We start from the raw sequence: 10,287 nt of genomic DNA on the forward strand, positions 1-10,287 counted from the left end.
GGGCGTGACGTCCGTACCGGCGTGACGTCCGTACCGGCGTCACGTCCGTCTGGGACGCGTGTACGCCCGCGCCACGCAGGGCGGGATCTCCGCGCTCTCCTCGTGCGAGCGGGCCCGGTACGAGCTCGGCGTCTCGCCCACCAGCTCGGTGAAACGGGCGCTGAAGGAGCCGAGGGAGGTGCAGCCGACCGCCATGCAGACCTCGGTGACGGTGAGGTCGCCGCGGCGCAGCAGGGTCTTGGCGCGTTCGATGCGGCGGGTCATGAGGTAGCTGTACGGGGTCTCGCCGTACGCCTCGCGGAAGCTGCGCTGGAAGTGACCCGGCGACATCAGGGCGGTGCTCGCCAGCGCGGGCACGTCGAGGGGCTCGGCGTACTCGCGGTCCATGCGGTCGCGGGCCCTGCGCAGCCGTACCAGATCGTCACGGTTCACCACGTCAGGATTGCACGACCGTCACGAGACGGGCGCCGGGTCCTGGCATGTTCCTGGCATGCACTTTGCTTTGAGTTCGCCTTCCGTATGAAAGCGCTTGTTCCCATAAGGGAATGGACCACATCACGTTCCTTGTGGCGGTTGTCATCGTCACGGCCCTGGCATTCGACTTCACCAACGGATTCCACGACACCGCCAACGCGATGGCCACATCCATCGCCACCGGCGCACTCAAGCCGAGAACAGCGGTGCTCGTGAGTGGAGTCCTCAACATCGTCGGGGCCTTCCTGTCGACGGAAGTCGCCAAGACGATCTCAGGCGGCATCGTCGACGACACGCTCGTCAGTCCGGGAATGATCTTCGCCGGGCTGGTCGGGGCGATCCTGTGGAATCTGCTGACCTGGCTGGTCGGACTGCCGTCGAGCTCCTCGCACGCCCTGTTCGGCGGGCTCATCGGCGCCGTCTGGGTCGGTGCGGGATCCAACGGCGTGCACTTCGACAAGGTTGTCGAGAAGGTGCTGATCCCGGCGGTGGCCTCGCCGGTCGTGGCCGGAGTCGCGGCCCTGATCGCCACCTACCTCGCCTACAAGCTCACCGCCCGCGGCCGCAAGGACTCCGTCACCAAGGGCTTCCGGCTCGGCCAGATCGCCTCGGCCTCCCTCGTCTCCCTCGCGCACGGCACCAACGACGCGCAGAAGACCATGGGCATCATCACGCTGACGCTGATCTCAGCGGGCGCGCTCGGCCACGACGCCGGCCCGCCGGTCTGGGTGATCGCCTCGGCCGGTCTCGCCATCGGCCTCGGCACCTATATCGGCGGCTGGCGGATCATCCGCACCATGGGCAAGGGCCTGACCGAGATCCAGTCCCCGCAGGGCTTCGCCGCCGAGACGGCCTCCACGACCGTCATCCTCACCTCCGCCCACCTGGGCTTCGCCCTGTCCACCACGCAGGTCGCCTCGGGCTCCATCCTCGGCGCGGGCCTGGGCCGGCGTCTGGCGGAGGTGCGCTGGGGCGTGGCCGGCCGCATGGTCGCCGCCTGGCTGATCACGCTGCCCTCGGCCGCGCTGGTCGGCGGCATCTCCGCGGCCGCGGTCAAGCACGGCGGCAACTTCGGCACGGTCGTCGTCGCGCTGGTCGGCGCCGCCGTGGCCGCCGGCATCGTCCTCGTCTCGCGCCGCAACCCGGTGCACGCCAACAACGTCAACGACCACCACGAGGTCGCCGTCCGCACCGAGCCGCCGGCCCACGTCGGCACGGCCGCCTGAAACACGGGGAGTTCGCAGCATGACACTCGACTGGAGTGCACTCGGCCAGGTCACCGCGGTGAGCATCGGCGTCACCGTCGCCGTGGTCGTCGTCTTCGCTCTCGGAGTACTCGGCCTCGCCCGCGTCGAAGGGGCGCGCGAGGATGGCGGAGGCACCTCCTCCCTCGGCCTCGCCCAGGCCAGCCTGTGCTTCCTCGCCTGCGTGGCCGTGGTGGCGTACGGGATCTATCTGATCGTGCCGCAGTTCCACTGAGGATCGGGCAGTTCCCTTGAGCACTGAGCACTGAGCACTGAGCATCGGAAGGACATCGGGATGACGACGCCACCCCTGCTGGCCGATCTGAAGGTCGACTACACCGACCCCGACGACCCCGTACTCATCCGCCCGGACGGCAGCACGATCGACACCTGGCGGGAGAACTACCCGTACGGGCACCGCATGGAGCGCAAGGAGTACGACTGGCACAAGCGGCTCCAGCAGATCGAACTGCTGAAGCTGCAGAGCTGGATCAAGGAGACCGGGCGCCGGCTCGTCATCGTCTTCGAGGGACGGGACGCGGCCGGCAAGGGCGGCACCATCAAACGCTTCACGGAGCACCTCAACCCGCGCGGCGCCCGAGTGGTGGCACTGGAGAAGCCGACCGAGCGCGAGCGCGGGCAGTGGTACTTCCAGCGCTACGTCGAACACCTGCCGACCGCGGGCGAGATAGTGCTGTTCGACCGCTCCTGGTACAACCGGGCGGGCGTCGAGCGGGTCATGGGCTTCTGCGCGGACGACGAGTACCGGCGCTTCATGCGCCAGGCGCCGCTGTTCGAGCGGATGCTCGCGGACGACGGCGTAGACCTGATCAAGTTCTGGTTCTCGGTCTCCCAGGGCGAACAGCGCACCCGCTTCACCATCCGCCAGGTCGACCCCGTACGGCAGTGGAAGCTCAGCCCCATGGACCTGGCCTCCCTCGACCGCTGGGACGACTACACCGCCGCGAAGGTAGCCATGTTCCGCGAGACGGACACGGACCACTCACCGTGGACGGTGGTCAAGAGCAACGACAAGAAACGGGCCCGAGTCGAGGCCATGCGCAGCGTGCTGGCCCGCTTCGACTACACCGACAAGGACGAGGAGGTCGTCGGCAGGCCTGATCCGCGGATTGTGGGGGCGGCGGCGGGGTTGTTGGAGGCGGGGGAGGACGATCATGAGGGGACTGGGGGGCACGGCAGTCAGTAGGACGGCCACGGCGGTCAGTGGGTACGGCGAAGGGGTCCAGCCGGTTTCCGGCTGGACCCCTTCGCCGTACCGAGGACCTACCCCGTCCTCGGCACCGTCCCACAGGGGGCCTGACCCTGGCCGGGCATTGAGTGGGACGTCCGGCGGTGATCCAGGGGTCGGCGGGAGATGGCGAAGGGGCCCGGCCGTTTCTCGGCCGGACCCCTTCAGAATGCCCGTGGACCCGCGATGGTGCACCGATCGCCGGTCACCGTGAACATCCTCGCGAACGAGGTGTTCGTCAGGCCTTCTTGGTCTCCCAGAAGATCTTGTCGATCTGGGCGATGTAGTCCAGAGCCTTCTGGCCCGTCGCCGGGTCGGTGGACGCCTTGGCGGCCGAGAGGGCCTTCAGGGCGTCGTTGACCAGCTGGTGCAGCTCCGGGTACTTCTCGAAGTGCGGGGGCTTGAAGTAGTCGCTCCAGAGCACCGAGACGTGGTGCTTCGCGAGCTCGGCGCGCTGCTCCTTGATGACGGTGGCGCGCGCCTGGAAGTGCGGGTCGTCGTTGGCGGCCATCTTTTCCTGTACGGCCTTCACCGACTCCGCCTCGATGCGGGCCTGGGCCGGGTCGTACACACCGCAGGGCAGGTCGCAGTGTGCGCTGACCTTGACCTTGGGGGCAAACAGGCGGGAAAGCATGGAGCATTCCTTCCTCGTGATCGTCTTCTCAGGTGGGACATTACTCCCTGGAGGAAGCGATTTCGCGGGTGCCCCCATGGGCTTAGGACAAAAGTCCAGGGTCAGACTGAGACTGGTGGAGGAACGGACCGGGGAGGTGCCGGGGATGCCGGAGCTGTCACAGGACGTCGAGCGCGGAAGGCCGCTGCTGCCCTTCGGGGCGGCCGAGGTGACCGGGCCGTCCATGGTGCCCACGCTCCACCACGGGGACCGGCTCGTGGTGCAGTACGGGGCCCGGATCCGGCCCGGGGACGTGGTCGTTCTGCGGCATCCGTTCCAGCAGGACCTGCTGGTCGTGAAGCGGGCCGCCGAGCGGCGCGAGGGTGGCTGGTGGGTGCTCGGCGACAACGCCTACGCGGGCGGTGACAGCACGGACTACGGGACCGTCCCGGAGGACCTGGTGCTCGGCAAGGTGCGCTTTCGATACCGGCCGCTGAGGCCGGATCAGCGCTCGCCGTTCGCCGTCGCGCGCTGGGCGCTGTCGGCCGGCAGGCCCGTCCTGTCCGACCGGTCGGCCTCCAGGCGCTTGCGGGCGCGGTAGGCGGCCACGTTGGCGCGGGTCGCGCAGCGGTCGGAGCAGTAGCGCCGGGAGCGGTTGGTCGAGGTGTCCAGGTAGGCGTTGCGGCACGGGGGCGCCTCGCACAGGCCCAGCCTGTCGACGCCGTACTCCGTGAGGTGGAAGGCCAGGCCCATCGCCGCGATGGCCGCGTAGCCGGCGGTCGCGTTCGACGGGTGGTCCGCCAGGTGCATGTGCCACAGGGGGCGGCCGTCGTCGTCCCGGAAGTCGTGGCCCGAGATCTGCGGGCTGACCGGGAACTCCAGCAGGAGTGAGTTCAGCAGGTCCACCGCGAGCGTCTCGTCGCCCTTGTCGGCCGCCTCGAAGACCGCGCGCAGCCGGGCCCTGACCGAGCGGAAGCGGGTGACATCGGCGTCGGTGGCGCGGCGGGCCGCCGACGCGTTGCCGCCGAACAGAGCGCGGACGGCCTCGACCGAGGTCAGGTTGTCCTTGCCCCGAGCCGGTTCCTCGCTGTTGACGAGTCGTACGGCGTAGTCCGAGTAATAGGCCAGTTCCACTTGTAGTCCTTACGGATGCGCTCTATGGTCGTTGGCGGGAGCGGGTAATGACTGCCTCTGCTCCCAGGGTATTACGCCGGCGCGGAGAAAAGGGGACTCCATGACCACCACGACCGGAACCGGTACGACGGGAACCGACTGGCAGGCCTGGCAGGAGAGCTGGGACCGGCAGCAGGAGTGCTACATGCCGGACCGCGAGGAGCGGTTCCGCATCATGCTCGACATGGTCGAGGCCTGCGTCGGCCCCGAGCCGCGCATCCTCGACCTGGCCTGCGGCACCGGCAGCATCACGGCCCGCCTGTTCGCCCGCTTCCCGAACGCCACCAGTACGGGAATCGACCTCGACCCCGCGCTGCTCGCCATCGCCCGCGGCACCTTCGAGGGTGACGAGCGGGTCACGTTCGTCGAGGCCGACCTCAAGGACCCGGACTGGCCCACGCGGCTGCCGTACGAGACGTACGACGCGGTGCTCACCGCCACGGCCCTCCACTGGCTGCACAGCGAGCCCCTCGCGGTCCTCTACGGTCAGGTCGCGGAACTCGTCCGCCCCGGCGGCGTCTTCATGAATGCCGACCACATGATCGACGAGACCACGCCCCGGATCAACGCGGCGGAGCGTGCACAGCGGCACGCCCGCATGGATCAGGCCACGCGGGGCGGAGCCCTGGACTGGGCGGAGTGGTGGCAGCTCGCCGCCAAGGATCCCGTCCTCGCCGGCCCGACCGCCCGCCGCTTCGAGATCTACGGCGAGCACGCGGACGGGGACATGCCGTCGGCGCAGTGGCATGCGCGGGTGCTGCGGGAGAAGGGGTTCGGGGAGGCGCGGGCGGTGTGGTGTTCGCCGGCGGACACGTTGTTGCTGGCGCTCAAGTAACAGTCCATAGGGGGAGGGGCGGTACGGGAATCCCGTACCGCCCCTCCCTCGTCGTACTGCGTTGTCGTATCGCTACAGCACCTTGGAAAGGAACGACTTGGTCCGCTCGTGCTGCGGATTCGTCAGGACATCGCGCGGGTGGCCGGACTCGACCACCACTCCGTCGTCCATGAAGACGAGCGAGTCGCCGACCTCGCGGGCGAAGCCCATCTCGTGCGTCACGACGATCATCGTCATGCCGTCCTCCGCGAGGTCCCGCATCACGTCGAGGACCTCGCCGACCAGCTCCGGGTCGAGGGCCGAGGTCGGCTCGTCGAAGAGCATCAGCTTCGGTTCCATCGCAAGGGCACGAGCGATGGCGACACGCTGCTGCTGGCCGCCGGAGAGCTGGGACGGGTAGTGGCCGCTCTTGTCGCCGAGGCCGACGCGGTCCAGCAGTCGCTGCGCGCGCTCGCGGGCCACTGTCTTGGACTCGCGCTTGACCTGGACCGGCGCCTCCGTGACGTTCTCCAGCGCCGTCATGTGCGGGAAGAGGTTGAAGCGCTGGAACACCATGCCGATGTCCCGCCGCTGCGCGGCCACTTCCTTTTCTTTGAGCTCGTAGAGCTTGTCGCCCTGCTGCCGGTAGCCGACCAGGGTGCCGTCGACGTACAGTCGGCCGGCGCTGATCTTCTCCAGGTGGTTGATGCACCGCAGGAACGTGGACTTGCCGGAACCGGACGGGCCGATCAGGCAGAACACCTCGCGCGGGTTCACCTCCAGGTCGATGCCCTTGAGGATGTGGGCCGACCCGAAGGACTTGTGGACGCCCTCGGCCTTCACCATTGCGTTCATGGTCATCGCCGCCAGTTGGAGAGGGAGAGCAGGTTCATCTTGGTCATGTTCGCTCTGATCTTCTGCAACGGCGTCGGCGGCAGGTTGCGCGACGAACCGCGGGCGTAACGGCGTTCGATGTAGTACTGGCCGATGCTGAAGATCGTGGTCAGGAACAGGTACCAGACGCAGGCCACGAAGTACATTTCGACGACCGCCAGCGAGGCGCTGGAGATGTCCGTGACCGTCTTGATCAGTTCCGGGAGCTGGACCGCGTATGCCAGCGCCGAGGTCTTCAGCATGTTGATGAACTCGTTGCCGGTCGGCGGGATGATCACCCGCATCGCCTGCGGGAGGATCACCCGGCGCAGCGTCTGGCCCTGGGTCATGCCCAGCGCGTGCGACGCCTCCGTCTGGCCCTCGTCGACCGACTGGATGCCGGCCCGGACGATCTCCGACATGTACGCGGCCTCGTTCAGGCCGAGCCCCAGCAGGGCCGTCAGGACCGGCGTCATCACCTGGGTCATCTCGTTCTTGTAGAACCCCAGGTTCAGGATGGGGAAGACGAGCGAGATGTTGTACCAGAGCAGCAGCTGGACCAGGACCGGCGTGCCCCGGAAGAACCAGATGTAGAACCAGGACACGGTGCTGGTGACCGGGTTCGACGACAGCCGCATCACGGCGAGGACGATGCCGAGGGCGACACCCAGCACCATGGCCAGTACGGAGATGTACAGCGTCGTCCAGGCGCCCTCCATGATGCCCTTGTCGAACACGTAGTCCGGGATGACGCCGTAGTTGATCTTCGCGTTGGAGAAGGCGACGCCGAGCAGTGCCACGATGGCGACCACCACGGCGCCTGCCACCCAGCGGCCGTAGTGGCGCACCGGGATGGCCTTGATCTGCTCCGGCGGCACGGACGGCGCCGGAGCCTTGTCGAGAGTGTCAGTCACGGTGACTGCCTTTCAGCGCTGCGCGTGGTTCAGGAGCCGCCGTTGATCTTCGACTCGGTCACCGCGCCGTCCGTGACGTTCCACTTCTGCAGGATCTTGGTGTAGTCGCCGTTCTTGATGATCGCGCTCATCGCGGCCTGCAGGGCGTCGCGCAGCTGGGTGTTCTCCTTGCCGACGGCGATGCCGTACGGACCCGCCTCGATCTGTGCGCCGGTGACCTCGAAGTCCTTGCCACCGCCGGAGGTCTTCGCGTTGTACGCCGCCACCGGGAAGTCGTTCAGGTCGGCGACGGACGCGCCCTGCTTCAGACGGAGCAGGGCCTCGGGGTCGGTGTCGAAGGTCTGCAGGTCGATGGCCTTCTTGCCGTCCTTCGTGCACTTCTTGCTCTGCGTCTTGGCGATGCCCTCGGACGTGGTGCCCTTCTGCAGGGCCACGACCTTGCCGCACAGGTCGTCGAGCGACTTGACGCCCTTCGGGTTGCCCTTCTGGACCAGGATCGAGGTGCCGGCGGTGAAGTAGTCGACGAAGTCGACGCCGTTGCCGACCTTCTGGCCGTTGTCGGAGTTGATGCCGTTCTGGCGGTCCTTCGTGTCGCTCATCGCCGACATGAGCACATCGAAGCGCTTGGCCTGCAGGCCCACGATCAGGTTGTCGAACTTGCCGTTCTGGAACTCGAACTTCACACCCAGCTGCTTGCCGAGGGCGTCCGCGATGTCCGGGTCGATACCGACGGCCTTGCCGCTCTGCATGACCTCGACCGGCGGGTATGCGATGTCGGAGCCCACCTTGATGACGCCCGCCTTGCGGATGTCGGCGGGGAGCTTGGCGGCGAGGGGAGCCGAGGATGTGCCCGCGCTGCTGCTGTCGCTGCCGCCCTTGTCCGTGTGGTCACCGCAGCCGGTGAGTATCAGGGCGCCTGCGACCGCGATCGCACCGACCGCTGCCAGACGGGTGCGGGCGGCGGTCGTACGACGGGTGGAGCTTGCGGTCATGTTGGGTTCCTCCGGCGGATGGGTGGAGTTGCCGATGGGTCGCCGAGCACACACACCTTCGGGTGTCGCGACCTCGTGTGGTCACCGCATCCTGCCATTCGGACTCCGCCGTTCAGGGGACCCGTCATGTCAAAATCGGATAACGGGTGACCCCCGAACCGCACCAGCTCGGTACAACATGACCGGACCATCTGCGGGAATCCGGCCTTCCGGCCGGAAGATCTTCGACGCATCTCGGGATGCGGACCAGCGCTCCGAGGTGTTGATCACTGTTCGGCCGCCGGTCAAGGGTTTGTCGAGGACGTGTCCCCAAATTTCGGGACGATCCTTGTGGCCGAGATGTGACCTTCGGGTTCCGTGATGTGACCTTGGACTTATTGGACTCGTCCTCGGCCCGGTGCGTCCGGTAAGAAGGTTCTTTACACCCCTCATCCGGGGCTCGGGGCGCGTGTGCGGCGCGCCCGTCGCGTATGACCCGTACGCATCAACAGATCGGGCATGCGCGGTCCCGCCCACTTCTCACCAGAAGTGGCCCACCCTCAATCAATGAAGACTTAAGGGGTAAAACAAAGTGGCAGCGGAGATCGTCAATCCTCGCAGCGACAGCAATACGGATCAGGACGGCGGGGCCGAGCCCCTCGATTCCTTCGATCCGGCGTTCGCGCTGCACCGCGGCGGCAAGATGGCCGTGCAGGCCACCGTGCCGGTCCGTGACAAGGACGACCTGTCCCTGGCGTACACGCCCGGCGTCGCGAAGGTGTGCAGCGCCATCGCCGAGCAGCCGGAGCTCGTCCATGACTACACATGGAAGTCGTCCGTCGTGGCCGTGGTCACCGACGGTACGGCGGTGCTCGGACTCGGGGACATCGGCCCCGAGGCCTCCCTCCCGGTGATGGAGGGCAAGGCGATTCTGTTCAAGCAGTTCGGCGGCGTCGACGCCGTGCCGATCGCGCTCGACTGCACGGGGGTCGACGAGATCGTCGAGACCGTGGCGCGGCTTGCGCCCTCGTTCGGTGGCGTCAATCTCGAGGACATCTCGGCACCGCGGTGCTTCGAGATCGAGCGGAAGCTGCAGGAGCGGCTGGACATCCCGGTCTTCCACGACGACCAGCACGGTACGGCGGTCGTGACGCTGGCGGCCCTGCGGAACGCTGCGCGGCTGAGCGGGCGGGAGCTCGGTGATCTGCGGGGCGTCATCTCGGGCGCCGGTGCGGCCGGGGTCGCCATCGCCAAGTTCCTGCTGGAGGCGGGGCTCGGGGATGTCGCGGTCGCCGACCGCAAGGGCGTCGTGTCGAAGGACCGGGACGACCTGACTCCGGTCAAGCGCGAGCTGGCCGAGCTGACGAACAAGGCCGGCATCACCGGGTCGCTGGAGGACGCCCTGGAGGGCGCGGACGTCTTCATCGGCGTTTCCGGCGGTACGGTCGCGGAGGCGGCGGTTGCGTCGATGGCCGAGGGTGCGTTCGTGTTCGCCATGGCCAACCCGAACCCCGAGGTGCACCCCGATGTCGCGCACAAGTACGCGGCTGTCGTGGCGACCGGGCGGTCCGACTTCCCGAACCAGATCAACAACGTGCTGGCGTTCCCGGGCATCTTCGCGGGGGCGCTGCAGGTGCGGGCGTCTCGGATCACCGAGGGTATGAAGATCGCGGCGGCTGAGGCGCTGGCGGGGGTCGTCGGGGACGACCTTGCTGCGGACTATGTGATTCCGTCGCCGTTTGACGAGCGGGTTGCTCCGGCTGTTACGGCGGCTGTTGCGGCTGCGGCTCGGGCGGAGGGGGTTGCGCGGCGCTGATGTGCCGTCGGCTGAGTGGCCCCGCCTGTTTTGGCGGGGCCATTTGTTTGCCCACCCGCCCACCCGTTCGGATGGTTGAGCGGTGGACGTCTCCTGTGGGGCCGACTCGCCGTTGGCGGCTGCGGGTGGGTGGGGGTGCCGGTCCC

Annotated in this window: 12 protein-coding genes; 6 read left to right on the forward strand and 6 right to left on the reverse strand. The window is 67.8% G+C overall.

All coding sequences use genetic code 11. From position 1 onward, the window contains the following. Positions 1-39 precede the first annotated feature (39 nt). Positions 40-432, reverse strand: a complete 393-nt coding sequence (locus P2Q00_RS47170) for a helix-turn-helix transcriptional regulator (RefSeq protein ID WP_275781078.1) — start codon at positions 430-432, stop codon at positions 40-42. A gap of 113 nt (positions 433-545) precedes the next feature. Between P2Q00_RS47170 and P2Q00_RS47175 the strand changes: the two genes are divergently transcribed. Genes P2Q00_RS47175 through ppk2 form a run of 3 tightly spaced genes read left to right on the forward strand, consistent with a single transcriptional unit; the run spans position 546 to position 2,925 of the window. After that, entirely contained in the window at positions 546-1,700 is a 1,155-nt protein-coding gene (locus P2Q00_RS47175; protein ID WP_275781079.1) for an inorganic phosphate transporter, read from the forward strand. A 19-nt stretch (positions 1,701-1,719) separates the two neighbouring features. Beyond that, on the forward strand, positions 1,720-1,953 hold the full coding sequence (locus P2Q00_RS47180) for a hypothetical protein (RefSeq protein ID WP_275781081.1): 234 nt from the start codon (positions 1,720-1,722) through the stop codon (positions 1,951-1,953). 60 nt (positions 1,954-2,013) lie between these two features. Then, positions 2,014-2,925, forward strand: a complete 912-nt coding sequence (gene ppk2 / locus P2Q00_RS47185) for a polyphosphate kinase 2 (RefSeq protein ID WP_275781082.1) — start codon at positions 2,014-2,016, stop codon at positions 2,923-2,925. Between the two features lie 280 nt (positions 2,926-3,205). Here the strand turns inward: ppk2 and sodN are convergent, their stop codons facing one another. Next, positions 3,206-3,601 (reverse strand): superoxide dismutase, Ni, encoded by a 396-nt coding sequence (sodN, locus tag P2Q00_RS47190; RefSeq protein ID WP_020123534.1) that lies wholly within the window; start codon positions 3,599-3,601, stop codon positions 3,206-3,208. Positions 3,602-3,746: 145 nt separating this feature from the next. On the opposite strand from sodN, the gene sodX reads away from it, so the two are divergent. Further along, positions 3,747-4,181 carry a nickel-type superoxide dismutase maturation protease gene (sodX, locus tag P2Q00_RS47195; RefSeq protein ID WP_275781083.1) on the forward strand — a complete coding sequence of 145 codons (435 nt, stop codon included), beginning with the start codon at positions 3,747-3,749 and terminating at the stop codon, positions 4,179-4,181. Here the strand turns inward: sodX and P2Q00_RS47200 are convergent. Continuing rightward, positions 4,085-4,714 (reverse strand): CGNR zinc finger domain-containing protein, encoded by a 630-nt coding sequence (locus tag P2Q00_RS47200; RefSeq protein ID WP_275781084.1) that lies wholly within the window; start codon positions 4,712-4,714, stop codon positions 4,085-4,087. The genes sodX and P2Q00_RS47200 overlap by 97 nt on opposite strands. Positions 4,715-4,814: 100 nt before the next feature. Here P2Q00_RS47200 and P2Q00_RS47205 point away from each other — a divergent pair, with 100 nt between their 5' ends. Beyond that, a complete protein-coding gene (locus P2Q00_RS47205; RefSeq protein WP_275781085.1) occupies positions 4,815-5,588 on the forward strand; it encodes a class I SAM-dependent methyltransferase in 774 nt (257 codons plus the stop codon). Between the two features lie 72 nt (positions 5,589-5,660). Here the strand turns inward: P2Q00_RS47205 and P2Q00_RS47210 are convergent, their stop codons facing one another. From P2Q00_RS47210 to P2Q00_RS47220, 3 genes are read right to left on the reverse strand one after another with little or no spacing between them, the layout of a single operon-like run. Further along, positions 5,661-6,422: an amino acid ABC transporter ATP-binding protein gene (locus P2Q00_RS47210; protein ID WP_275781094.1), complete on the reverse strand. Its 762-nt coding sequence runs from the start codon at positions 6,420-6,422 to the stop codon at positions 5,661-5,663. Positions 6,423-6,424: 2 nt separating this feature from the next. Next, complete coding sequence (locus P2Q00_RS47215; RefSeq protein ID WP_275781086.1) at positions 6,425-7,354, reverse strand: amino acid ABC transporter permease; 930 nt, start codon at positions 7,352-7,354, stop codon at positions 6,425-6,427. A 29-nt stretch (positions 7,355-7,383) separates the two neighbouring features. Further along, positions 7,384-8,346, reverse strand: a complete 963-nt coding sequence (locus P2Q00_RS47220; RefSeq protein WP_275781087.1) for an ABC transporter substrate-binding protein — start codon at positions 8,344-8,346, stop codon at positions 7,384-7,386. 571 nt (positions 8,347-8,917) lie between these two features. On the opposite strand from P2Q00_RS47220, the gene P2Q00_RS47225 reads away from it, so the two are divergent. After that, entirely contained in the window at positions 8,918-10,141 is a 1,224-nt protein-coding gene (locus P2Q00_RS47225; RefSeq protein WP_275781088.1) for an NAD(P)-dependent malic enzyme, read from the forward strand. The last annotated feature ends 146 nt before the right edge of the window (positions 10,142-10,287 follow it).

This window comes from Streptomyces coacervatus (assembly GCF_029223485.1).
Lineage (GTDB): Bacteria > Actinomycetota > Actinomycetes > Streptomycetales > Streptomycetaceae > Streptomyces > Streptomyces coacervatus.

Coding starts and splice junctions, on each gene's coding strand:
- P2Q00_RS47210 (WP_275781094.1), bottom strand. CDS start 6,422: ATGAACGCAATGGTGAAGGCCGAGGGCGTCCACAAGTCCTTCGGGTCG.
- sodN (WP_020123534.1), bottom strand. CDS start 3,601: ATGCTTTCCCGCCTGTTTGCCCCCAAGGTCAAGGTCAGCGCACACTGC.
- P2Q00_RS47175 (WP_275781079.1), top strand. CDS start 546: ATGGACCACATCACGTTCCTTGTGGCGGTTGTCATCGTCACGGCCCTG.
- sodX (WP_275781083.1), top strand. CDS start 3,747: ATGCCGGAGCTGTCACAGGACGTCGAGCGCGGAAGGCCGCTGCTGCCC.
- P2Q00_RS47220 (WP_275781087.1), bottom strand. CDS start 8,346: ATGACCGCAAGCTCCACCCGTCGTACGACCGCCGCCCGCACCCGTCTG.
- P2Q00_RS47205 (WP_275781085.1), top strand. CDS start 4,815: ATGACCACCACGACCGGAACCGGTACGACGGGAACCGACTGGCAGGCC.
- ppk2 (WP_275781082.1), top strand. CDS start 2,014: ATGACGACGCCACCCCTGCTGGCCGATCTGAAGGTCGACTACACCGAC.
- P2Q00_RS47180 (WP_275781081.1), top strand. CDS start 1,720: ATGACACTCGACTGGAGTGCACTCGGCCAGGTCACCGCGGTGAGCATC.